The following is a 25407-nucleotide window of genomic DNA, read 5'->3' on the forward strand; positions in this document are numbered from 1 at the left end:
GAACTAGAAAAGACTATGTAAAAAATGTGATAAAAAATTTTTTTATCACTCTTGAAAACGGGTCAAACCGTTGATATATCAACATTTATAGAGGGAGGTGAAAAAATGATTTTATTAGAACGTAATGAATCAGAGCAACACAAAATTTTAGAGGCATTGATACGAAGATTACCTAGCACACATACTGAATATATGAATTATTTTGAGAGGTTGAGGCGTATACACGCAGGCTTTGCTGGGGAGCAAAGAGTAGATGCCGAATGGCTTGAAATCATGTTACCTCAACCTCATTATTTTCTTCATGATTTACAAATACTTAATCAGTATGGTAATACTCATCAAATAGACACCGTTTTACTTTGTCCTCAATTTATATTGATACTCGAAATTAAAAATGTGACAGGCTTTCTAGATTTCGATGAATCTTTTCATCAATTTACGCGAACTACAACAGAAGGCGATGTCGTGGGAATGACGAATCCAATTCATCAAAGTAGACGCCATATGGAGTGGATGATGGGTATGTTACAACAGTCAAGTCTTGAGATTCCCGTTCAATATGCTGTCGTTTTGGCAACGAAAAATGCTATTTTATCGAAAAGTTTAAGGGGACAACCAATTTTTCATGTTTCAGGTTTACGTTATCACGTACGAGAATGGCTTCAACTGCATAAAAAGACAGTGGTGAATGAGGAAAAGCTCTTTGAATTTGCTTCTAAATTATTGTCCATGCATAGGCCCATAAAAAGAGAAATAGTATTGCCTGTTCAGGATTTAGTAAAAGGCGTGCTATGCGAAAGTTGTTTAAATGGACAGACAATGAACTATCGTTACCCAAAATGGTATTGTCAACACTGCGGAGCAGTTGATCGAGAAGCCATTTTTAGGACGCTTGAAGATTATCGATTGCTAGTAGGCGAAACGTTAACAAATAGAAGCTTTTGTGAGTTTTTTGCAATCGATTCGCCGAATACCGCTTATAAATTACTACAAAAGTTACATTTGAAAGCTGAGGGAACAAAAAGTAATAGGAAATATTTAATTGTTAATTAACTTGCAAAAATTCAAGCGGTCTGAAATTTTTGCTAAAAAATGTAGAAATAAAAAAGTACGAAGCGTTGGAAGGAACCAAGGTACCGCCGGATGAAAACCCTAAAGTGACGGATAGAATTAGGGGCGACGGAAAGCAAAGTCCTATCGACGGAAAGAAATCTCGAAGCGACGGAAGGAACCAAGGTACCGCCGGATGAAAACCCTAAAGTGACGGATAGAATTAGGAGCGACGGAAAGCAAAGCCCTATCGACGGAAAAAAGTCTCGAAGCGACGGAAGGAACCAAGGTACCGCCGGATGAAAACCCTAAAGTGACGGATAGAATTAGGGGCGACGGAAAGCAAAGCCCTATCGACGGAAAGAAGTCTCGAAGCGACGGAAGGAACCAAGGTACCGCCGGATAAAAACCAAAAAGTGACGTAAAGAACAAACCAGCCCGACGGCTCTCCCAGTTCAAAAAGCCAAATTTCTCGCTAATTCCGACTAGACAAATAAAAAATAAAGATATATAGTTAGTTAGGCTAACTAACTAAAAAGGAGTGATATTGTTGACGATTGAACAAGAGTTTTTTAATCAGTACCGCTTAATGTACAGACCGTTTATCAATTTAGTGAATGAGCAGTTAGGGAAATATCAGCTGTATAGCTCTCAATGGGCTCTCCTTCGATTATTGAAGGATAAAGGGCCACATACATTTGTTGATATTGCGAATTTTATGTATATTGAAAAGCCGAGTGTGACAAGGCTTGTACAAAAGATTGTGGACCTTGGATACGTGGAAACGGTAGCGGGTAGGGATAAACGTGAAAAGCTTGTACAATTAACGGTTAATGGTGAAGTGATTGTGCAAGAAATTCAAGAGCATTTAAAACCAACTATGGAACAGGCACTCGCAGGGGTATCAGAGCGAGATATTGAAATTGCGACACAAGTTTTAGCGAACATTTGTGCAAACATCAATCAGTAGGAGAGAAAAAAAGTGGAAGCATCTAGACAAAAACTTTGGACGAAGGACTTTTTAATCGTCTCACTCATTAACTTTACCATTACCTTAATATTTTTTTTATTGATGGTAACAATTGCAGGCTATGCGGTTGAGCATTTTGAGGCTTCAACTAGTACGGCAGGGCTTGTATCGAGTATTTTTATTATTGGTACATTATTTGGTCGTCTCGGGACTGGACGTATTATTGGGGATTGGGGTAGCAAAAAAACACTTTTTTGTGGATTATTATTGTTTATGCTATCAACGATGTCTTATTTTATCGCGACGAATTTGCTCCTTCTTATGCTTAATCGTTTAGTACAAGGGATTGCACTTGGGGTGGCTAGTACGGCGACAGGAACAATTATTGCCCAAATTTTACCTCCTGAGCGACGAGGGGAAGGTATCGGTTATTATAGCTTAAGTGCTATTTTAGCAACGGCTATAGGACCTTTTGTAGGTATTCTTTTAACACAGCTGTTTGCAGATTATCGAATGATTTTTGCTGTTGATTCCGTATTGGCTATTGTTTGCTTTTTGATGTATTTTATCGTAACTATTCCAGATGCACCGAAGAAGGCAAAAGAAATGGCTGAGAAAACAGGATTTAAGCTATCCAATTTTATCGAAATGCGTGCTGTGCCAATTGCTTTTGTGGCGCTCGTTATTGGCTTTGCCTATTCAGGGGTTATGTCATTTATGACGTTTTATGCGAAAGAGCTTAATTTGGTAACAGCTGGAAGTTATTTCTTTATTATTTATGCAATTGTCATTTTAGCGACACGTCCATTTACAGGGAAATTACTAGATACTAGAGGTGCGAACATTGTAATTTATCCATGTCTAGTCATTTTTGCAGTCGGTATGTACGCTTTTAGTTCGGCGACAAGTAGTGTTGCATTTTTACTAGCCGCAGCTTGCATAGGGATTGGCTATGGCAATTTCAATTCAGTAGCGCAAGCAATCGCTATTAAAGTTACACCAAATGAGCGTTTAGGACTTGCGACATCGACATATTTTATTTTATATGATTTAGGTTTAGGTGTTGGTCCTTATTTCTTAGGATTCTTCGTTCCGACTTCGGGTTACAGTGCTATTTTCTTCGCGATGGTATTCGTTATTTTAGTTTCAATTGTCCTTTATTATTTTTTATATGGAAAAAATGAAAATGTAAAACAAGCAAAAATTTCATAGTTTAGAATCTTTATATTGAAGAAAAAACATTATTATCACCTAGATAATGATGTTTTTTTCTTTAATTAAAAATACTTCTTGCAATCGAGGATGATAATCATTATCATTCTTGATATAAACTATTTCGGAAGTAGGTACTTAGCATGAAAAAAACATCATTATTGTCAGTATTAGTTGCAGGGGGCATTCTTATGACTGGCTGTGGCAATACAGATGAAGCTAAAAAAGAAGATAAGCCTGCAACAGAGCAAGCAGAAAAAGCTACAGTTGATTTATCCGTTGAAACTGCTGCCTATCAAAAATTTGCCTTAGAGCAAATGGATCAGTTTTTACTAGAAACAGAAAAATTTGTGAACGCATTTAAAGCCGGTGACATTGAAAAAGCAAAAGCTGCCTATGCACCAGCACGTATGTATTTTGAGCGTTCAGAGCCAATCGCTGAAAGCTTTGGCGACCTGGATCCACGTATTGACGGTCGTTTAGCTGATATTAAAGAAGAAGGTAAGGGCGAGGAAGAATGGTCAGGTTATCATAAGCTTGAACATGCGCTTTGGGTAGAAAATAAAACTGCAGGCTACGAGGCAATTGCAGATCAATTACTAGCAGACGCTAAAGAATTACACGCTTTAGTTCAAACTGTAGAAGTATCACCAGATTTAATGATTACAGGTGCGGTTGATTTATTAAATGAAGTATCAACATCTAAAATCACTGGTGAAGAAGAAATCTATTCTCACACAGACCTATATGACTTTAAAGCCAACATTGAAGGTGCAGAAAAAATCTTTGAAATCCTACGTCCGAAATTAGAAGCGAAAGACAAAGACTTAGTAGTAACATTGGATGAAAAGTTCAAAGCAGTAGATGATTTATTGGCCAAGCATGCAACGGCTAATGGCGGGTATGTTTCTTATGAAGAATTAACTGAAGAAAATACAAAAGCACTTGCAGCAGCCGTAAATCAACTTGGAGAACCATTAAGCCAAATGGGTATTATTTTGGAGTGATAATAAATGACAGTGTCAAATGATGAAAAATGGATCAATAAAAAAATATCTAGACGTGACATGTTAAAGTTAACAGGTATGGGAGTAGCTGGTGTAGCAATCGGTGCTTCTGGCTTAGGTGGTGTTATGAAAGTAATGGGCTATGATGTGTTTGAGCCTGTTGCAGACAGCACGACAGCAGTTAACAAAGTTGATTTCTATGGAAAACATCAATCTGGCATTATTACACCTGTTCAGACAAATATATATTTTGCTTCTTTGGATGTTTTATTTACATCAAAGAAAGAACTACAAGAGTTGTTCCAACAATGGACACCTCTTGTTGTACGTTTAATGAATGGTGAATTAATGGTAGATTTAACAACAAATACTAGAGTGCCGACGGGAGATACTGGTGAAGCGGATGGCTTAGATGCTTCAAACTTATCGATTACAATAGGTGTAGGACCTTCTTTGTTTGATAAGCTTGGTATCCAGCATTTGAAGCCTGAGGAATTAAAAGACTTACCTCATTTCCCAAAGGATCAGTTACAAAAAGAATTTACTGGTGGGGATCTTTGTATTCAGGCATGTGCGGATGATCCACAGGTGGCATTCCACGCTGTACGTAATTTAGTTCGTGCAGCTTCTGGTAAGGTAGAAATTAAATGGTCACAGGCAGGATTTAACTCATTCCCAGCTGGCGGTGGCTCACCTAGAAATTTATTTGCTTTCAAGGATGGTACGGTAAATCCATCGAGTACCGATGAAAAAGATTTAAATAAAGTAGTATGGGTCGATAAAGGTTGGCTAAAAGGCGGCTCTTATTTAGTAGCTCGTAAAATACAGATGCATCTTGAAACATGGGATCGTACATCTTTAAAAGATCAGGAAGCAACATTTGGGCGTTATCGCGATAGTGGTGCACCTATTGGTAAAAAGAAAGAATTTGATGATTTCGATGTAGAGGCGAAGGATAGTAATGGTGAATATATTATGCCAGATACTTCACATGTGCACTTGGCACGTAAATCGGGTGCACGTATTTTACGTCGTTCATACTCTTATGCATCTGGAGTTATGACGAATACGGGTACACATGATGCCGGACTATTATTTATATCTTATCAAAAAGATCCAGCCCAATTTACAACAGTCCAAAATAGCTTAGGGCGAATGGATAAATTGAATGAGTACATTACCCATCGAGGCAGCGCAGTGTTTGCTTGCTTCCCTGGTGTATCAAAGGGGAGTTATATAGGTGAAGCACTTTTTAACGCGCTGTAGTTTAGTACTTTGCTTGTTATTGGCACTTGCTGTACCAGTGCAGGCAGCGCAATCATATAGTCATTTGTACATTTCTATTAGTGATGCGCTAATGAATACGAAACAGGACAAAGAAGCCGAGGCAGAACATGCACTTGAACAATTTGCCACAGACTGGGCATCGGTCACGTCTGAGCAAAAGGACGCAAAAGTAAAAGTAGATGAAATTCTTGCGCAAGCAGTTAAAGCTACTTCCAAAGAAGAACGTTTAAAGGCATTGTCTGATTTGTCAAATGCCTTACGTGCTTTAGAAAAGCTTGAGAATCCTGTAGATGAAGCTGCGCAGCGAGCAGAATTTGGCACGAAATTTAAACCTAACATGAAAGCATTTGAAGAGGCCTTAGCAAGTGGTGATTTAACTAAAATCGACGCAGCGTATAAGGATTTTAATACGAAATGGAAGAAAATGGAACGCCCTGTACGTGAGCAAAGTATTGCGATGTACGGACAAATTGAAACACAGATGGCCTTTATCCGAATCTCACTGGCTTCGGAAAAGCCAGATGTAGCCTTAATGCAATCTCAATATGCAGAATTAAAACAAACAATCGAGAATTTTGTAGCAGGTAATGATACGGCGGAAGTTGTTGAAGGTGAGTATTCTTTAGCAACACTAGTCGCTTATATTGATGAGGCAAACGATTTTATCGATGCAGGTGATTACAAGGCTGCATCTGATAAAATTCGAGAGTTCATTAAAATATGGCCAAGTGTAGAAATTGGTATTTCAACACGTAACGGCAGCCTTTATACAAAAATTGAAAGTGATATGCCGATCCTCGTTAGTGACTTATTAAAGTCTAACGTCGATGCCAAAGCAGTTCAAAGTAAGCTTGATACTTTCCGCACTGAAATTGAATTGATTCAAGGTGACTCGGATTATACTCTGTGGGATGCAGCATTAATCTTACTGCGAGAAGGCTTAGAGGCACTGCTTATTATTATGGCATTAGTATCGTTCTTAGAGAAATCTGGACAAAAAACAATGCGCAAATGGATATATGTTGGCGCATTAGTAGGCATCTTCGTATCAGCGATAGCAGCTGTTTTAATGTCGACACTTTTCCAATCTGCGACAATTGATACAAGTCGAGAGCTGATGGAAGGTTATATTGGGTTACTAGCAGCAGCGATGATGATTGGCGTTGGTATTTGGCTCCATAGTAAATCAAGTGTGACAAGCTGGAATCGCTATATCTCCAAACAAATGGGCAATGCCATCTCAAGTGGCTCGGTGTTTGCGATGGCAGTAATTAGCTTCTTATCCGTTTTCCGTGAAGGGGCAGAAACACTTGTCTTTTATGCGGGGATTGCACCTAAAATGGAGACATCTCAATTTGTGCTAGGTATCGTAGTAGCACTTATATTATTAACTATTTTTGCATTTGTGTTATTGAAAGCAAGTGGAAAAATTTCAATTCATAAATTTTTCGCAGTGGCAACGGTGCTAATCTATGTATTGGCCTTTAAAATTATTGGTGTCAGTCTGCATACACTGCAGCTAAGAGATACAGTTTCAACAACAATTGTAGATGGATTGCCAGTTGTCAGCTTCATTGGTTTTTATCCAACACTAGAAACAATGATTGGGCAAGCGATTTTACTTTTACTTGTTGTAGCTACGATCATTTATAAAAAGAAACAAAAATAAATAGGAGGGGCAGATGATTTTATTTTCATCTGCCTTTTTGCTTTTCAATAAAAAAATGAATCTATATGAAAGTCTTGCACTTAGCAAAGGTTAGTTTTTTTGTAAATTGGACGTTGATATAATTTACTGCATCGTCAAAAGGAAAATAAATAGGCTCATTTTCTACAATACAACTTTACGACTTTATGTAATTAATTGTATTGTTGCCTTTCCTGAACAAGTAGAAAAGGGTACTATTGTATGGGGAGGATGTATATGGTAAAAATTATAAAGAAAAATATACACTATTCGCTAATTTTTTTCATACTATTTATTATCATTCAATGGTTATTTCGTGATGACATTCAATGGGGGCAAATTATTGGAACTTCAATTTTATTTTTCCTTTTTAATATATTTTACGATTGGGCAAATATTCCTTATAAATGGAAAAAGGATTAACTTATTTGCGTTTTAATTCGAATAGGCTACATAAAATTACAACGAGAGCTAACTTAAAGTTGGATCTCTTTCGGTGGATGTCAAAGCCTCCACTGATATAGAGGAACTTAGAGGCAATTTATCTGTGCGAAAGCGAAGTCGCCAGCACAATAGGGTTTTATGAACATCAACACATGACTCAGTAACCAACATCAAATTGGCCTAAAGTAGACGGGGGAATGAAGATGGATAGTGAAAAACACGGTAATGAAAGTAATGAAACCTACAGTTATAATACCTACAATATTTTTGCATATATTATAGGTATTCTATTTTCACCATTACTAGGGGTGATTATGGGAATTGTAGGTGTAATACAGCGTAAGAAAAATGCTTGGAGTATTATTATCATTTCAATTCTTGGTTGGGTTTTAAATGTATTGGTAATTAATAATCTATAAATGTGGCTTTACTAGAGTAGGGATTGTTTAATCATTGGTTACAATTTTTTTTATGAATTTGTGCTTCTACAATCTAGGAGACTTATGCGTATTACAACTCATATACGTAAGTCCTTTTGTTATGTTGTTCTATCATTTCCAGGAGCGCTTCGACATCTTCATATGTTGCATTGCATCTCTTTGAACAGTCAAAGCTGTGATTAATTTTGATCAATCTTTTTCAAGATTTCATAGATACCATCCAACTTTCAGCAAACAATATAGTGTTTTTAATTGCTGACTTCCCCTCTTTTAGAAGTTAGTTATCCCAATGAGACGGACGTTTTAAGTAGAAGGGTAATTTTGTTTGTAGATTGCCCTGTGCTGAATTTATTTGCATTTGGGTTAAAAACATACTGCTAGAAAGGTCTGCGCCGCGTAAATTGGCGTCACGTAAATCCGCACCTATAAAATCAACACCTCTTAAATCTGCATTTTGTAGGTTGGCAGCAATTAAATAAGCTCCTCTAAGATCGGTTGCTCTTAAATCCTTGCCCTTTAAATTCTTTCCAATCCAATCAGCCCCACGATAGTCATACTTTCGAGCGCTTTTTCCATTAATCTCTTCGATAAAGCTTTGGCGAATTTGCTCACTTGTTTCTAACAGTAAAACATTCACCGGCAGTCGGAAATTAGGAATATCTATTGCTAGTATTGCATCTGCTTCTAGCTCAGTTGCACGCTGTAGCTGTTCTAATTGCCTATGTAGTTTGTTAAATAGGGATGAATCAACCGTATACGATAATGCCTCTGCGACGTAGGCAATCATTTCATACAGTTGTTCCATAATCGGAAAAACACGAAACATTTTCTCAGAAATTTCATGGTGCTGTCGCCAGTCTTGTCCAAGGAAAGTTGTTTGTGAAACTTTCTGTCCTGCTCCTAAACAATCAAAAACTGTACATCCTTTAAACCCTTGATCTCTAAGTGTACTATGAATTTGACAGCTAAAATCGGATTGTAGATTAGGGCAAGGTGTGCCAGCTGCTTTATTAATGGCAAAGTCGCTCGAAGCAGCAATATTTAAAGCTGTACAACATAGACCAAAACAGCTTTGGCAATCGGCCTGTAAGCCTTCGCGTATTTTTTTTCCTATTGTATAATCGATTTTTTTTACTTCAGCCATGATTGTTTACCTCACTTAACACATTAACTTTTTACATTTTATTCTATCACTTATTATGCGTTAAAAGGATAATTTTGTATGGATGAATTTATTGATCTCTAGATATTTACAAAATCGGAACAGCCGCCTATTGACAATTTATTGTAAAATGCTATAATTTTCATCGACAGACAGTCGGTCTATGAGGAGGAGTAAACATGAGAAAAGAAGCGATGGAGCGCAGAAACGAAATACTTGATGTGGCTGATGAGCTTTTCGGTCAGAAGGGCTTTGATGGCACTAGTACTAACGATATTCTCGAAAAGGTCGGAATTGCACGAGGAACGCTGTATTATCACTTCAAGTCGAAGGAAGATATTATGGACGCATTAATTGAGCGGTATAATGCTGAAATTTTAGGAACAGCCACTCGAATTGCTGCAGATAAGAGCATAGCCGTTCATGAGCGAATTGTTCGTGTTGTGATGGCATTAAACATAAGTGACGGAAACGGCAAGGAAATTATTGACCATATACATAAGCCTCAGAACGCGCTTATGCATCAGAAAATACAAAAGGTCATTATGAACGGTCTTCCCCCAATACTGACGGAAATAATTCGTGAGGGAATTGAGCAAGGACTATTTAACACGCCGTATCCGTATGAATGTATGGAAATGATTGTGGCCTATACGAATACCGTTTTTGATGATGATATGGTTGATATAACCGATGAAGAACGTGCTGCACGTATACCAGCTTTTGTCTTCAACGTAGAAAGACTGCTCGGTGTCGAAAGCGGAAGTCTTATGTACATGATGAAGATGTTTGGCAATGGCGGTGAAGAAAATGGAAACAACGATGGATGATTCAGAGAATTTTTTCAAGAAATTTCTTTTGCTTTGGTCAGCTCAGCTCAGCTAATTTCAGCAATAGGGAGCGGGCTTACAGTGTTTAGGCTTGCGATCTATGCTTTCCAGCAGACGGCATCGGCAATGACGCTTGTATTGTTACTTGCGTTTTTACCTTCGCTTTCGGGTATACTTGCAGATTATATGTTCACTCCTTTGCTAGTTAACGGCGGATTTCTTGCTAACACCGGTACAGGTTATGGTAAACGAACGGGCTTACTCATCATAATCGCTGGCGTTTTATTATGTGTTACTTCGTTCATTCTGTTCAATTTGAAGTCAGTTAAAAAGCTTGAAAACAGAGGTGACGTATGTATTTCAGATTAATCCGTAATGATATTGCTAAAAGCAAACTGATAACGCTGACAACAATGATATTTGTCGCTGCTGCGGCTATGCTCGTTTCCCTTTCGGCGATACTTATTGTCAATCTTTCTGGTGCGATTGATTCTCTAATGAATCAGGCGAAAACGCCGCATTTTATGCAAATGCACTCGGGGGATATTGATACTGTACGACTTGCGAATTTCGCGGAGCAAAACAACTATGTTGATGAATTTCAAGTGCTTGAGTTTCTTAATATGGACAATGGGCAAATTATTTTAGGTGATCGTTCGCTTGCAAATAATGTTCAAGACAATGGTTTCAGTATACAGAGTGAAAAATTTGATTATCTTCTTGATCTTGATGGAAACGTCATAAACGTATCCGATGGGGAGCTTTATGTTCCGATAAACTATATGAAGGACATCGACATAAAGGTCGGTGATAAAGCCGTAATCGGTGGAAAGAAATTTACTGTTGCGGGCTTCCTTCGTGATTCACAGATGAATTCCATGTTGTCTTCCTCAAAAAGATTTTTAGTTAGCCCGAATGATTACGTGGCAATAAAGGACAATGGAAGTACGGAATATTTGATTGAGTTTAGATTAAAGGATTTATCTACGCTTAGTGAATTTGAAACTGCTTATGCCTCCGCAGGGCTTGAAGCGAACGGACCAACGATTTCATATCCACTTTTCAAAACACTTAACGCAATTTCTGATGGGCTGCTGATAGCAGTTATCCTTCTTATAAGCGTTCTAGTCGTTGCAATCGCCTTTCTGTGCATACGTTTTTCACTCCTTGCGAAAATCGAGGATGATTACCGTGAAATTGGTGTAATGAAGGCGTTAGGGCTGCGTCTTTCTGACATTAAGAAAATTTATCTTGCGAAGTACACAGCGATTGCAGCAGCGGGGAGTATTCTCGGTTTTGCACTTTCGTTAATATTCAAAGACCTGCTTCTTGAAAATATCCGACTTTATATGGGCGAAAGCAAAAACGCTTCGTTTGCCGCTGTATTAGGAATAATTGGCATTCTGCTTGTATTCCTAGCGATAATTGCCTATGTAAGCGGAGTATTAAGACGATTTCGGAAAATATCTGCTGCTGAAGCAATACGTTTTGGCATTTCACAGGAAAAAAACGCAGGGACAAAGCGCTTTTGCCTGCATAGAAATAAGCTGCTTAACACGAATATTTTTCTCGGTATCAAAGATGTTCTCGCAAGGAAAAGACTTTACGCTACAATGCTTGCCGTACTTGTAATTTCATCATTTATCATCATTGTTCCACAAAACCTTTACAACACGATTTCCTCAACAAGTTTCATTAAATATATGGGTATTGGAAACTACGATATTCGTATCGATATTCAGCAGACTGATCATATTTCTAAAAAATCTGCCGAAGTTTTAACATCTATGAACAACGACAGGTCCATTTCAAAATATACCATCCTTACAACAAAGACATTCAAAACAAAAATGGAAGACGGTTCGGAAGAAAATATAAAAATCGAGCTTGGCGACCATTCGATATTCCCCATTCAGTATACCGAGGGCAGAGCACCCGTAGTTGAAAACGAAATTGCACTTTCATCTTTGAACGCTGATGAAATGAGCAAAAATGTCGGCGATGTCATTACGGTCGTGAGGAAGGGGAAGGACATAAAGTTCACGGTAAGTGGCATTTATTCTGACATTACGAACGGCGGAAAAACGGCAAAGGCTGTTTTTACTGATAATTCGGAAGGTATAATGTGGAGCGTGATCTGCGCGAAGCTTTCACATAAATCTCTTGTTAATGAAAAAGTCTCAGAGTATGCGGACAAATTTACTTTCGCTAAGATTTCCAATATCGATGAATTTGTAACTCAAACATTCGGCTCGACTATAAAATCGGTAGGTAAGGCATCCATTGCTGCAATTGCCATAGCACTCGTAATAACGGTACTAGTAACACTGTTGTTTATGAAAATGCTTGTCGCAAAGGACAGATATTCTATTGCCGTTATGAAAGCATTAGGTTTTACAAACCCGGATATTACGATACAGTTTGCATCACGAGCGGTATTCGTATCAATGATCGGAATTATTCTTGGTACTCTACTAGCAAATACACTCGGAGAAGTACTGGCAGGCGCGGTTATCTCTTCGTTTGGAGCGTCGTCGTTTAGTTTTTCAATCAATCCACTATCCGCGTACGTGCTTTGTCCGTTAATGATAGTTTGCTCGGTACTAATCACAACAATAATTGGTACATCGGGCGCAGGAAAAATAAAAATATCCGAAAATATAAAGGAGTAGCTTATGAAGAAGATTATCATCGGTGAACATATTGTAAAATCTTTCGGCGAGGGTGATGAAAAGTGCAATGTTCTCGACGGAGCGTCCGTTGACATAAACGAGGGTGAGTTTGTTGCAATAATGGGACCCTCTGGCTCGGGTAAATCAACGCTAATGTTTGCACTAAGCGGCATGGACAGTATTGACGGCGGAAGGATTATTTTTGATGGCATTAATCTATCGTCAATCGGGGAGGTTGAACTTTCAGATGTACGTAGAACTAAAATGGGCTTTGTATTTCAGCAGCCAACGATGCTTAAAAATCTAAATCTTCTCGATAATATTATTCTGCCATTAATGCGCGAGAATAGAAAAAATGTTGCAAAAATATCAGAGAAGGCACGAGCACTTATGAAGAGAGTTGGTATAGAGGAGCTTAAAATGCGCGATATTACACAAGTTTCGGGAGGGCAGCTACAGCGAGCAGGGATCTGTCGAGCGCTTTTGAACAACCCGAAAATCATCTTCGGCGATGAACCAACAGGTGCTCTTAACTCAAAATCAGCACAGGAGATTATGGACATCTTTTCCGAAATTAACGAGGGCGGAACTGCGATAATGCTTGTCACTCATGATGTAAAGGTAGCGGCGCGGACAGAGCGTGTTTTGTTTATGCGAGATGGAAAAATCGTAAGTGAGCTAAAGCTTCCAAAGTTTGACGGAACGAATATTGATGACAGAGTAGGGAAAGTAACGGAGAAAATGTGGGAAATAGGGATATGAGTTGTTAGATCAACAAACGCTGAATGAGACCCTGGATCGAGCATCAGGGAAACGAAGGCTAAAAACATCACGCCCTGTAATAACGCCTTCGTGATCAACATCTTGCCGACCAGGCAGCTCAGCGGACAGTTCCATGCTTGGTTAGCGGCGGAATATTGGGTTTTAGCGGCGATCCATGCTTGGTTAGCGGCGGAATTTCGGGTTTTAGTGGCGATCTTCGCTTGGTTAGCGGCGCAACTCACACTTTTAGCGGCGAATTCCAGCATAGGCTCTTTAGAAGACTTCGCCCTCAGGAAATCACCTCCAATCTTGCAGAAGGTGCATATATTGCATTGTACCTGAAGGAAGAAGCCTATATTTTTAGGTTCTTCCTTTTTTTTCTTTTAATGCTTGCAAACTTAAAAGTCATAGTGTAATATTTAACTAGTACACTATGACTCGAGGTGTTTATGTTGAAAAATTTTGCAGGGCTGTTGAAAAAGGAATGGTTGCTTTATAGGGCGTGGCTTTTCAGTGGCATTTTTATTGGGATCATGCTGTCAATAATCGTCCCATATTTAATTAGGCGTTTTAGTGGTGAATTTACGATGGAAAACCAGCTGCCATTTTTCTTTTCGATATTAGTACTTATGTTAGGTGTATTTTTTTCGGTATTACAATATCTAATTAGCATCCGTAATGACTTAAGGATCAAAGAGATCTGGCTGCATTCAACTAGTTCTATTGCGCAGCTTGTAGGTGTGAAAATTGTATTTTCCTTAATAGGATATGCTATCTTCAATTTTATCTTTGTAAGTATAGCTATATACAATATTAAAGAAGAGATTATAGGCAACTTCGCCCAAATCCTTTTATTGATTATGCTTGTTGTATCAATTATTGTTATTTTCCAATTGATGATGTTTGTGATAGTGCTACTATTTTTTGCATTTAATCTCCAAATGAAACACTTATTTGGTAACTTTTCTGTAGTTATCACGATGTTTACCTTTTTCTTTAGTTTGAATTTATGGTTCAATTTTACAGAAAGTAAATTATATGATAATATTTTCCATCGTATAGGTATTCCATTAACGGGTCTGGAACCATTTTTTCCGAAGTCACAAACAATGAATTTAAGTTGGGGCACCATGTATATCGTAGATGAAGTAGCAACTTTTATTTTGGTAGCCGTCCTATTTATCATAGCGACTAAGTGGTTTGAAAAGGTGGTTTTACGATGACAATCGACTTTTCACGTGATAAGCCCATTTATAGTCAGCTCGTAGATAGGATATGTGGGGACATTCTGAAAGGAAAGTTAGTGCTTGGGGATCGACTTCCTTCGGTTCGAGAATATGCAGTGGAGACAGGTGTTAACGTAAATACTGTGCAACGGGTGTATAAGGAGTTAGAAGCGATGAATATAACGGAAACCAAACGAGGTCAAGGTACATTTATTACAACTGAAGAAGAGCGAATTGCGCTTTTACGCGAAGAAATGAAAACACAATTAGCAGATCATTTTTTAACTTCCATTGAAGCACTTGGATTTTCAAAGGAAGAGATGATTGTTGTTTTACAAAATAAATCGTGAGGTGAAATAAATGCTACAGTTATCGAATGTTTCTTTTCGTTATATGAAAAAGCCTATTCTTCAGGATGTGTCATTTTCCTTTCCGGTTGGACAAATCATTGGGCTTGTTGGAGAAAATGGTAGTGGCAAGTCGACACTACTAAAAGTGTTGACAGGCATATTACGTCCATCAAGTGGGGAAGTATTGCTAAATGGAACACCTGTTACACGTAGAAGTGCTGATAAAATTGCTTATTTACCAGATATTGATTTATTTTTTGATTTTTACACAGGTGAGCAGCTTTTTCAGCATTATGCTTCTCAATTCGAAGATTTTTCGTATGATAAGGCATGTATTGTTGCGGAGTTTTTGCAAGTTGATAAAAGTGTGAAACTACGGCAATTATCAAAGGGCAATCGTGGTCGAATGAAAATGGCCGCAACTCTTGGGCGAGAAGTACCTTATTATGTAATGGATGAGCCATTTTCTGGTCTTGATCCTATTGTTCGTGAACAGCTCATTAAAGGGTTAATTCAATTTACTGATATTGAACATCAGACAATTTTATTATCAACACATGAATTATATGAAGTAGAGCCTATTTTAGATCAAATCATTTTATTGCAAAATGGTTCGATTATTGCACATGAGGAAGTAGAGACGATTCGAGATATGTCGAATAAGGATGCTGTGCAATGGATGAAGGCATTTTATAAGAAAGGGTGAAATTAATGACAACACAACCTATTGTTCAATTGCAAAATATTTCAAAAACCATTCGTGGTAAGCAATTGATTCAGCAATTGAATATCGATTTATATCCAGGTCAAATTACTGGATTTTTAGGACCGAATGGCGCAGGGAAAACGACGACAATTCGTATGATGACAGGGCTTATGCATCCAACTGAGGGGAACGTCATTATTGATGGTCTTTCCCTAAAGGACAATTATGAAGAGGCGATTAGTAAGGTCGGCGTAATTGTAGAAAATCCGGAAATGTATAAATTTATGACGGGCTATAAAAACTTACTGCATTTTGCGCGTATGCATAAAAACGTAACAAAAGAGCGTATTGAAGAGGTCGTTAAACAAGTTGGTCTTGAGAAACGCATTCATGAAAAGGTATCAACGTATTCGTTAGGGATGCGTCAGCGTTTAGGACTTGCACAGGCACTGCTTCATCGACCAAAATTTTTAATTTTAGATGAACCAACAAATGGGCTGGATCCAGCAGGTATCCGAGAGTTTCGTATGTATTTACGTAAAATCGCGGCGGAGGATGGAGTATCTGTTTTTGTCTCCAGTCATTTATTATCCGAAATTGAGTTAATGTGTGATCGAGTAGCTGTTATACAAAATGGCAAACTCATTGATATTCGTGATATCAACGTTGAAACTTCTTCGTTTTATTATATTGAAGCTACACCAAATGATCAGGCTGCAGCACTTCTACAAAAGCTTGATTACAACTTTGTGACAGAAAATAACGGTTATGTGGTGGAAATAAAGAAAGAGGATATACCGAAACTAATAATGCAATTTGTGAATGAAGGAATTCAATTATTTGCTGTACAACCGCATCAAAAAACGTTAGAGGATCAATTCTTAGAAATGACAGGAGGTGGCCAAATTGCTGAAGCTAATTCAAAATGAATGGATGAAATTATGGCATAAAAAAGGAACTTGGGTAATGGTCGCGCTAGTTATCCTCTTTATTATTGGTCCAGGTATTATGCTGAAATACTTTGATACAAAAATAACAGAAGATATAACGTGGCAGGAAAGTGAACAACAGGCCATTAATAATAATAAAGAGTTTATGAACGAAGACAATATATCGGTAGAGGATAAAAAATACTTTGAGGAGCAAATTGCTATTTCGGAGTATCGATTAGCCAATAATGTACCGTCACAAGTAGATGGTAGCGTAGAGAGTTTTATGTCATTGACAGGTGGCATGCTGACTTTAGTGACATTGTTTACAGTTATTACTGCAGCAAGTATTGTATCTAGTGAATTCTCTACTGGTACGATTAAAATGCTATTAACGCGTCCGGTTTCGCGCGCAAAAATATTAACGTCAAAATTACTTACAACTTTCATATTTGGACTCTTATTGTTTGTTGTCAATGTAGTAGTAAGTGCTCTTGTTGGACTGATACTATTTGGCGGTTCAACTGGTGTTGAGCTAGAAATGGTCAATGGTCAAATTGTTGAAAAAGCAGTATGGAATGATTTAGCTTATCACTACTTACTTTCTGGCGGAAGCTTTGTCATGTCAATATTGTTTGCTTTCTTAGTGGGCTCAGTTTTCCGTTCAAGCTCTTTAGCGATTGGCTTAACGATGTTCTTATCTTTTACAGGTGGAATGATTGTGATGTTCCTAAGCAGATTTAAAATCGTTAAATATATTTGGCTAACACATTCAGACTTAACACAGTATGAAAAAGGCAATTTTATAATAGATGGTATGACAATGCCATTCTCACTCACAATTCTTGCGATTTACGCTGTAATTTTCCTTGTGATCAGCTATATGACATTTATGAAACGTGATGTAACAGCATAAAAATGCGTTAGCTTTCATGAACTGCACCTCAATTGTTAGAAATATAACTAACAATTGGAGGTGCTTTTTTTGTCTGGATGAGACAATTTTTAGAATATAAATAAAATACATACAGGTTGAATACAAGTTATAAAAATCGAAAATTCTGAAAATTGGTTGTTTTTTTCTAGATAAAGAATATAATAGATAGTACAATAATTGGTATAGACAACTATACCTAAAGGGGGCGGAAAATTGTTAGCTTTCTTACAAAAAATTGGTAGGTCGTTAATGTTTCCAATCGCTACTTTACCAGCAGCTGCATTACTATTACGTTTAGGCTCTGATGATATGCTTGGTGCAGTACCGAATGACGTTGTGCATTATATTGCAAGCATTATGGCTGCTTCAGGTGATGCTATTTTAGGTAATTTACCCATTATTTTTGCAATCGGTATTGCTATAGGCTTTGCGCACGATAATAGTGGTGGCGCTGCGTTAGCAGGTGCCATTGCCCATCTTATATTAGTCGCAGTATTAGGGGCTGTTAATAAAGACTTAAATATGGGCGTATTTGGCGGTATTATTGCTGGTGTTACAGCAGGCTTACTGTATAACAAATTTTATAATGTTAAATTTCCAGAATGGTTATCCTTCTTTGGAGGACGGCGATTTGTACCGATTATAACGTCTATTACAATGGCAGTTTTAGCTAGTATTTTAGCTTTAGTGTGGGGCCCAATTCAAGGTGGAATCGATGCAGTAGGGAACTGGTTTATTGGTGCAGGATCACTTGGGGTTGGAATGTATGGTTTTTTCAATCGACTATTAATTCCAGTCGGTCTACATCATGTTATTAATACAATCATCTGGTTTGACTTTGGCGAATTTACAAATGCTGCTGGCGAACTTGTCAAAGGGGATATCCATCGCTTTTTAGCAGGAGACCCAACAGCAGGACATTTCCAAGCAGGTTTCTTCCCAATCATGATGTTTGGGTTACCAGCAGCGTGTCTTGCGATGTATTTTGCAGCGAAAAAGGAAAAACGTGCAGTAGTCGGTGGTATGTTTGTATCCATCGCGTTAACAGCATTCTTAACAGGTGTGACAGAGCCGATTGAATTTACCTTTATGTTCTTATCACCTGTACTTTATGGTATCCATGCTGTATTAACAGGTATTTCGCTTGCGATCTCTTATATGATTGGATTCCGTGATGGTTTCGGTTTTTCAGCAGGTTTAATTGACTATCTATTAAATTTCGGTTTAGCAGATAGACCATGGCTATTAATTCCATTGGGATTAGGTTTTGGCGCTATTTACTTCGTCATTTTTTATTTCTTAATTAAGAAATTAGACTTAAAAACGCCAGGTCGTGAGGATGAGGAGGAGGACGGAACGGAAGCTGATGCAGCTCTATCTAACGATTTAGATGTTCGAGCTTACAAAACAATCGAAGCGTTAGGTGGACCAACTAATATTAAGCAAGTTGATTACTGCACAACCCGTCTTCGTATGACTGTTGGCGATGTGGATCAGGTGGATGAAAAAATGTTAAAACAAACGGGTGCGCGTGGTGTTATGCGAATTAATAAGACAAACGTACAAGTGATTATCGGTACATCAGTCGAATTTTTAGCAGAAGCTATGAAAGAACGCCTGAAAAAAGGTAACCCAACTCCTGCAAATATTTCTTTACAGCAAGATCCATCTATTTTTAAAGAGACTGTAGCACAAGCAACAATTTCTTCAGATGATTTTGAAATGCCCATGACAGGTGATTTAATACCGTTAACTGAAGTGCCTGACGAAGCCTTTTCATCAGGTATAATGGGACCCGGTTTTGGAATTTATCCGACAGATGGTACGGTTTATGCACCGTTTGATGGAAGAGTAGTCATGATTTTCCCGACGAAGCATGCTATCGGCTTAAAATCCGATACAGGTGTAGAAATACTAATTCATGTTGGTTTAGATACTGTCAAGCTAAACGGTGAAGGGTTTGAAATGATAGTTTCAGAGGGGCAGTTGATTCAACGGGGTGATCCATTATTAAAAGTAGACTTAAAGAACATTAAAGACAAAGTACCTTCTATCGTCACACCAATTGTATTCACAAATTTAATTGGACGAGGAGTTACACTTGAAAAATCCGGTTTCCAACGAGCTGGTTCTAATAATATTATTTCTATTAAAAAGTAATAAACAAGGATTTGAATAAAAAGGGATGATTACAACTTTTAGAATGTGATTTACAAGGAATGGAGCTTTAATGAATTTGAGGAAAGGGGCATCTAAAATTGAAATTAGAACGTTATTCTTCTAGAAATGAATTATACGCTCGTGCAGTAGACATTATTACGGATGCAAAAAATAACGGTGCTACAACGTTCGGTTTAGCTACAGGAGGTACAATGGAACCGCTATATTCTAAAATTTGTGAGACTGAGGTTGATTTTTCTGATTGTATTAGCTTTAATTTAGACGAATATGTTGGATTAAGTGCTAAACATGAACAAAGCTATGCATATTATATGGCTACACATTTATTTCGTCATAAACCGTTTAAAGAAGCCTATTTACCGAATGGTTTAGCTGATAATCCTACAGAGGAAGCTGCACGCTATGAATCTTTATTACAACAGCATCCGTTAGATTTCCAATTGCTTGGTATTGGACAAAATGGCCATATCGGTTTCAATGAACCAGGAACAGCATTTGATTCATTGACACATCTAATAACGCTTGAACAATCTACTCGCCAAGCAAATGCACGCTTCTTTGATTCAATCGAAGAAGTTCCAACGCAAGCCATAACGATGGGGATTCAATCCATTATACGCGCAAAATGCATTTTGTTAATCGCTGTTGGAGATGCAAAACGTGATGTTTTAAAACATGTACTTGCATCTGACTATACGGAAGATGTGCCAGCAAGTGTATTAACAAAGCATCCAAATGTTATGATATTAACAGATTTACAAGAGGATGGAATAGGCCCTCGTACGTCCAGCTAGTCAGGTTCTATTAGACAAGGTTATAAGCAGTTGAAGATACAAGAGATTGTAGAGCTTCAACTGCTTTTTTAACTATTTCAGCAGGTGTACAATATCCGCTGCACTCCGGCGGAAAGGGGTTGATAAAGGATGTTAGCTTAAAATCATCGCATCCATTGCGATAACGGCTATCTGCCCTGCATCTCTGCTGCTGCCGCTACGCTTTCGCGCAAAAAACATCTGAGCCAATTCCGGACGCAATTATGCCAAGGCGTTAGTGTGTGTAGAAAATGTTTCAAGACGTAAATAGAATTCGATATAATGAATGAAAAACTAGAGAGGCGGGTCTATGGAAACAGAATGGTTACGAACTTTTATTGTTGCAGCGAAAAAAGAGAATTTTCGAGAGACGGCTGAACAACGTGAGGTTGAGGTGTTCTTAGCAGTTTGTCATCTGATTTACAAAGATGTAGTTAATAATTAATATAGAGCAAGAATTAAAGTTTGGAAGAAGAATTTCTCTAACTTAAAGTTCAAATCTAAAAAATTCATTAACAGGTTATTAGCTTGAGAGTATGTATGAAATTTGTTTTATGAATTCTTATATAAAGTGGGTGTAATTGGAACATGAAAGTGTTAATCGTAGATGATGAAGAAAAGATTACAGAGGTATTGGCATCTTATTTTGAAAAAAACGGTGATTATACATATGTTGCACATACAGGAGAATCCGCAATCCAAATGATCGATCAAGTACCTCTTGATATGATTATTTTAGATTTAATGTTACCTGATATAGCCGGTGAAGACATTTGCCATTATGTAAAATCAAATTACGATATTCCTGTGATTATGCTTACAGCAAAAATCTCCATTGATGATAAAGTAATTGGATTTGAAATGGGTGCAGATGACTATGTCGTTAAACCATTTCACCCTAAAGAAATATTAATAAGAGCAGAGCGGTTGTTACCCAGTTCATATAAAAACCAAATTATTATTTTAGGACAGTTGGAACTCCATAAAGAGGAGCGAAAAGTATTAATAAATGATCAAAGTATTCAGCTCACGCCACATGAATTTAGCATTTTACTATTACTAGCTGAAAATCCTAAAAAGGTTTTTAGCAGGGATGATATTATTCAAAAAATATATAGCTTCGATTCGAACATGAATTCACGTATTGTGGATCAACATATTAAAAATATCCGTAAAAAAGTTAAGGAAGAGTACATCCAAACTGTCTTTGGTTTGGGCTACAAAATAAATGAAAAGGTTATAAATCAATGAAGTTTCATCTAAAAATTGCCTTAATTATAGCTATCTTTTCTACAAGCATACTTTTATTTATCACAGGGATATTACTGTATAAAGGTCATGAACATTTGATGATGCTCCATATTACAGATTCTAATGAATTAATTCATCATTTTGATATGGCATTAAGGGAAACGGCCATGTGGTCATTAGGCCTTTTGCTTATTGTTATACTAATTTCTAGTTTGTTAATTGCAAAAACATTAACGAAACCTATCCAAGAACTGAATCATTTTGCGTTAAGACTAGTGCGTGGAGACCGGCACTTAAAGATAAGCTATACGATTAATGATCAAATTGGTCAATTAGGTAGATCACTGATGAAACTAGATGAAACGTTAAACACTTATGAACTCCGTCGTAAAGAAATGACCCAGGATCTTGCACATGAAATTCGTAATCCATTAGCCTCAATAAAAAGCTATTTAAGTGCATTTGAAGATGGGATTTGGACAGCTACTCCAGCTCGTTTGAAAGCATGTGTTGAGGAAATTGATAGGCTAACTCTTCTTGTTGGAGAATTGGATACCTTAAATGATATTAATAATCCCACATTTAAGGTCATGATGAAAGAGCAACCGATTGCTAATGTAATTGAAAAGTCTGTGATTACGTTGGCAAGTGAATTACTTGAAAAAGAAATTCAGGTAGATTTAGATTTAGACAAAACAGTCCATGCAAAGGTAGATGCTTTGAGATTGAATCAAATTCTACACAATATTATAAAAAATGCTATGTACCATGTGCAAAAAGATGGCATTATACTAATTAAATTATTTAAAGAAAATGACGATTATATAATTCTTGTACATGATAATGGAATTGGTATGGATGAAGAAACAAGTAAAAAAATCTTTGAGCGAAATTATCGAGTGGAAAATCGATATACTGGCAATGGTATTGGTATGACAATTACCAAAAAACTTGTGGAAGCACATAACGGTACAATTTCCGTCAAAAGTGAAAAAAATAGAGGAACTACATTTTGGATACAAATGCCTCTTTCTACATAATTTCTACACAACTGTTCAATATACTTATGGTGAAAGGAATGGTTGATATGAGGAAAATAGCATTAGTAGCAAGTATTATCGCAAGTTTGAGCATACTTGGGGCTTGTAGCCAAGGAAATAGTAAAGATATGAAGGACATGGATCATGACAAGATGAAGATGGAAGGTATGGATCACTCTTCAAAAGATATGAAGGATATGGATCATGACATGATGAATGGTCATGAGAGTCATAGCAATGTCGTTAGTTTAAATAATTCGACAGGAGTAAATGAAATAAAAATCCCTGCTGAACTTAAACGTAATAAAAAAGATGAAGTTGTATACACAGTTAGGGCACAACAAGGAAAAACAGAAATATTCGATGGTGTTCAAACAAATACGTATGGGTATAACGGGTCGTTTCTCGGCCCGATGATTCGTCTTGTAAAAGGTGAAACTGTAAAGATTAGAACTATAAATGAACTGGATGAGGATACAACTTTTCATTGGCATGGACTAGAGGTGCCGGCGAACAAAGATGGTGGTCCGCAAAGCATTCTTAAACCAGGCGAAGAAAAAACCCTCGAATTTAAAGTGAATCAGGAAGCGGCGACGCTATGGTTCCATCCTCATCCACATGGAAAAACGGCTGAACAGGTATATAACGGGCTTGCAGGCTTGGTTTACATTGAAGATGATCATTCAAAAAGTCTAGGATTGCCAAATGACTATGGGAAGAACGATTTCCCCTTGATTTTCCAAGATAGAACATTTGATGAGAAAAAACAATTAAGTTATAGTGCTGCAATGAACACAGACGGAACGATTGGAGATACATTATTAATTAATGGAACGTACAATCCTAAATTGACTGTAAACAAAGAGAAAGTCCGTCTTCGCTTATTAAATGGGTCAAATGCGAGAAATTATACGTTTAAATTGAGTACTGGGGATTCCTTTCTTCAAATCGCCACGGATGGTGGTTTCTTGAATGAACCCGTTTCTTTAAAAGAGATGACACTAACGCCATCCGAAAGGGCAGAAATCGTAGTTGACTTTTCAAAAATCCAGGACGTGAATGACCTAGCTTTAATAAATGAGGATGGATCTGTCCTTTTACCATTTGTAGTTACTGATCAAAGTGGAGAAACGAGTATGGTCCCTAAAAAATTGAATGATCTTTCATTGGAAGATAAAGAAATGGATCTACCTGTTACCAAAAAAGTGGAACTCTTTGGAATGATGGACATGGTCACGATAAATGGCAAGAAATTTGATCCGGAAAGAATTGATTTTACTCAAAAACAAGGTGTTACTGAGGTATGGGAAATTTATAATAAGCCAGATATGATGGGTGGCATGATTCATCCATTCCATATTCATGGAGCACAATTTAAAATACTCTCACGCGATGAGAAAAAGCCACCTGAAAATGAACAAGGATGGAAGGATAGTATCTCCGTAAAACCAGATGAGACTGTAAAAATAGCTGTACAATTTAAGCATAAGGGCGTTTACATGTTCCATTGTCATATTCTGGAGCATGAGGATAATGGAATGATGGGTCAAATTAAGGTGGATTAATGTTTGATTGTAGTTAAAATGCAGTTTGCTTAAAATCCTGTGTTAATTTTTAATACGGGATTTTTCTTTTATGTTTTTTTCGAGCGGATATTGAGTCATGTTAAGCAGTTTATCAAAAATAGAAGGTGTTTATAGATGTATAGTTTATTTTCGAAAATAAGCCAAGTCATTAGTGGACCGATTACAGTTTTTTTAAATTCTTACGAACATTCCCCGCTCATTATTGCGATTCTTCTTGGATTAATAGGCGCTTTAGCACCTTGTCAATTAACGGGGAATATGAGTGCTATCACCTTTTATGGAAGTCGGACTTTGCAAATGAAAAACAATTGGCAAGAAATTGTGTTTTTTATTCTAGGGAAAGTCGTTGTATTTAGTTTAATAGGTTTCTTCGCCTGGCTTTTCGGTCAATCCTTTGAAACTGAGATGACTAAGTATTTTCCTATTTTTCGCAAAGCACTTGGTCCGATCATGTTCATAACAGGACTCGTGCTAATAGGAATTTTAAAATTAAAATTTTTAAATCGAATTCCTAATTATATTCCGGCTGTGTTAAAAGAAGGTAAAATTGGCTCCTTTCTGCTGGGCGCTAGTTTTTCCATAGCCTTCTGCCCTACGATGTTTGTGCTATTTTTCGTGTGGTTAATGCCATCAGTCGTAACCTCTTCGTATGGTGTAATTTTGCCAGCTATTTTTGGTATAGCAACCTCTGTGCCACTTCTAGTGATGCTAGGTCTTATTCATTTATTTGATGCAAAAAGATTTATAATGCGTACAAGCATGAAAATGGGACGAGTGATTCAAATTGTGGCGGGTGTTATGCTGATTATTATAGGCATAGCAGATACAATTACATACTGGGGATTGCTTTAAAGAGAAAGATGCGC

The 25407-nt window shown here is 37.4% G+C and carries 26 protein-coding genes; 25 read left to right on the forward strand and 1 reads right to left on the reverse strand.

What is annotated here, in order from left to right:
* Positions 1-105: 105 nt before the first annotated feature.
* The 8 genes from PVA17_RS17985 to PVA17_RS18020 all read left to right on the forward strand — a co-directional run bounded on the left by PVA17_RS17985 (position 106) and on the right by PVA17_RS18020 (position 8076).
* Positions 106-1053, forward strand: a complete 948-nt coding sequence (locus PVA17_RS17985; RefSeq protein WP_274068465.1) for a nuclease-related domain-containing protein — start codon at positions 106-108, stop codon at positions 1051-1053.
* 538 nt (positions 1054-1591) lie between these two features.
* A complete protein-coding gene (locus PVA17_RS17990; RefSeq protein ID WP_274068466.1) occupies positions 1592-2020 on the forward strand; it encodes a MarR family winged helix-turn-helix transcriptional regulator in 429 nt (142 codons plus the stop codon).
* Positions 2021-2032: 12 nt separating this feature from the next.
* On the forward strand, positions 2033-3232 hold the full coding sequence (locus PVA17_RS17995; protein WP_274068467.1) for an MFS transporter: 1200 nt from the start codon (positions 2033-2035) through the stop codon (positions 3230-3232).
* A 143-nt stretch (positions 3233-3375) separates the two neighbouring features.
* A complete protein-coding gene (gene efeO / locus PVA17_RS18000) occupies positions 3376-4239 on the forward strand; it encodes an iron uptake system protein EfeO (protein WP_274068468.1) in 864 nt (287 codons plus the stop codon).
* Between the two features lie 6 nt (positions 4240-4245).
* Positions 4246-5505 (forward strand): iron uptake transporter deferrochelatase/peroxidase subunit, encoded by a 1260-nt coding sequence (efeB, locus tag PVA17_RS18005; protein ID WP_274068469.1) that lies wholly within the window; start codon positions 4246-4248, stop codon positions 5503-5505.
* Complete coding sequence (locus PVA17_RS18010; protein ID WP_274068470.1) at positions 5480-7195, forward strand: FTR1 family iron permease; 1716 nt, start codon at positions 5480-5482, stop codon at positions 7193-7195. The genes efeB and PVA17_RS18010 overlap by 26 nt, the downstream gene beginning before the upstream one ends.
* A gap of 255 nt (positions 7196-7450) precedes the next feature.
* On the forward strand, positions 7451-7636 hold the full coding sequence (locus PVA17_RS18015) for a hypothetical protein (RefSeq protein WP_274068471.1): 186 nt from the start codon (positions 7451-7453) through the stop codon (positions 7634-7636).
* Between the two features lie 224 nt (positions 7637-7860).
* Positions 7861-8076, forward strand: a complete 216-nt coding sequence (locus tag PVA17_RS18020; RefSeq protein ID WP_274068472.1) for a hypothetical protein — start codon at positions 7861-7863, stop codon at positions 8074-8076.
* 298 nt (positions 8077-8374) lie between these two features.
* Here PVA17_RS18020 and PVA17_RS18025 read toward each other — a convergent pair whose 3' ends face one another.
* Positions 8375-9241 (reverse strand): pentapeptide repeat-containing protein, encoded by an 867-nt coding sequence (locus tag PVA17_RS18025; RefSeq protein WP_274068473.1) that lies wholly within the window; start codon positions 9239-9241, stop codon positions 8375-8377.
* 197 nt (positions 9242-9438) lie between these two features.
* Between PVA17_RS18025 and PVA17_RS18030 the strand changes: the two genes are divergently transcribed.
* From PVA17_RS18030 to PVA17_RS18110, 17 genes are all read left to right on the forward strand, one after another.
* On the forward strand, positions 9439-10089 hold the full coding sequence (locus PVA17_RS18030; protein WP_274068474.1) for a TetR/AcrR family transcriptional regulator: 651 nt from the start codon (positions 9439-9441) through the stop codon (positions 10087-10089).
* A 126-nt stretch (positions 10090-10215) separates the two neighbouring features.
* The gene (locus PVA17_RS18035; protein ID WP_274068475.1) at positions 10216-10458 is read left to right on the forward strand and encodes a hypothetical protein; all 243 of its coding nucleotides are present in this window, start codon (positions 10216-10218) and stop codon (positions 10456-10458) included.
* The gene (locus PVA17_RS18040; RefSeq protein ID WP_274068476.1) at positions 10443-12761 is read left to right on the forward strand and encodes an ABC transporter permease; all 2319 of its coding nucleotides are present in this window, start codon (positions 10443-10445) and stop codon (positions 12759-12761) included. Before PVA17_RS18035 ends, PVA17_RS18040 begins: the two co-directional genes overlap by 16 nt.
* Positions 12762-12764: 3 nt before the next feature.
* A complete protein-coding gene (locus PVA17_RS18045; RefSeq protein ID WP_274068477.1) occupies positions 12765-13523 on the forward strand; it encodes an ABC transporter ATP-binding protein in 759 nt (252 codons plus the stop codon).
* A gap of 155 nt (positions 13524-13678) precedes the next feature.
* On the forward strand, positions 13679-13939 hold the full coding sequence (locus tag PVA17_RS18050; RefSeq protein ID WP_274068478.1) for a hypothetical protein: 261 nt from the start codon (positions 13679-13681) through the stop codon (positions 13937-13939).
* A 33-nt stretch (positions 13940-13972) separates the two neighbouring features.
* Positions 13973-14746, forward strand: a complete 774-nt coding sequence (locus PVA17_RS18055; protein ID WP_274068479.1) for a hypothetical protein — start codon at positions 13973-13975, stop codon at positions 14744-14746.
* A complete protein-coding gene (locus tag PVA17_RS18060; protein WP_132362903.1) occupies positions 14743-15099 on the forward strand; it encodes a GntR family transcriptional regulator in 357 nt (118 codons plus the stop codon). Before PVA17_RS18055 ends, PVA17_RS18060 begins: the two co-directional genes overlap by 4 nt.
* Before the next feature lie 10 nt (positions 15100-15109).
* Positions 15110-15805 carry an ATP-binding cassette domain-containing protein gene (locus tag PVA17_RS18065; protein WP_132362901.1) on the forward strand — a complete coding sequence of 232 codons (696 nt, stop codon included), beginning with the start codon at positions 15110-15112 and terminating at the stop codon, positions 15803-15805.
* Positions 15806-15810: 5 nt separating this feature from the next.
* Complete coding sequence (locus PVA17_RS18070) at positions 15811-16734, forward strand: ABC transporter ATP-binding protein (protein ID WP_132362899.1); 924 nt, start codon at positions 15811-15813, stop codon at positions 16732-16734.
* A complete protein-coding gene (locus PVA17_RS18075) occupies positions 16703-17650 on the forward strand; it encodes an ABC transporter permease (protein WP_274068480.1) in 948 nt (315 codons plus the stop codon). The genes PVA17_RS18070 and PVA17_RS18075 overlap by 32 nt, the downstream gene beginning before the upstream one ends.
* Positions 17651-17884: 234 nt before the next feature.
* On the forward strand, positions 17885-19831 hold the full coding sequence (gene nagE, locus PVA17_RS18080; protein ID WP_274068481.1) for an N-acetylglucosamine-specific PTS transporter subunit IIBC: 1947 nt from the start codon (positions 17885-17887) through the stop codon (positions 19829-19831).
* A 98-nt stretch (positions 19832-19929) separates the two neighbouring features.
* Positions 19930-20646, forward strand: a complete 717-nt coding sequence (locus PVA17_RS18085; protein ID WP_274068482.1) for a glucosamine-6-phosphate deaminase — start codon at positions 19930-19932, stop codon at positions 20644-20646.
* Between the two features lie 328 nt (positions 20647-20974).
* The gene (locus tag PVA17_RS18090) at positions 20975-21109 is read left to right on the forward strand and encodes a hypothetical protein (RefSeq protein WP_274068483.1); all 135 of its coding nucleotides are present in this window, start codon (positions 20975-20977) and stop codon (positions 21107-21109) included.
* A gap of 143 nt (positions 21110-21252) precedes the next feature.
* Positions 21253-21915 carry a response regulator transcription factor gene (locus PVA17_RS18095; protein ID WP_274068484.1) on the forward strand — a complete coding sequence of 221 codons (663 nt, stop codon included), beginning with the start codon at positions 21253-21255 and terminating at the stop codon, positions 21913-21915.
* Positions 21912-22955 carry a sensor histidine kinase gene (locus PVA17_RS18100; protein ID WP_274068485.1) on the forward strand — a complete coding sequence of 348 codons (1044 nt, stop codon included), beginning with the start codon at positions 21912-21914 and terminating at the stop codon, positions 22953-22955. Before PVA17_RS18095 ends, PVA17_RS18100 begins: the two co-directional genes overlap by 4 nt.
* 47 nt (positions 22956-23002) lie before the next feature.
* Positions 23003-24520, forward strand: a complete 1518-nt coding sequence (locus PVA17_RS18105) for a multicopper oxidase family protein (protein ID WP_274068486.1) — start codon at positions 23003-23005, stop codon at positions 24518-24520.
* 135 nt (positions 24521-24655) lie between these two features.
* Positions 24656-25393, forward strand: a complete 738-nt coding sequence (locus tag PVA17_RS18110; protein WP_274068487.1) for an urease accessory protein UreH domain-containing protein — start codon at positions 24656-24658, stop codon at positions 25391-25393.
* Positions 25394-25407: the final 14 nt, after the last annotated feature.

The organism is Lysinibacillus sp. CNPSo 3705 (assembly GCF_028674935.1).
Classification (GTDB): Bacteria; Bacillota; Bacilli; order Bacillales_A; family Planococcaceae; genus Lysinibacillus.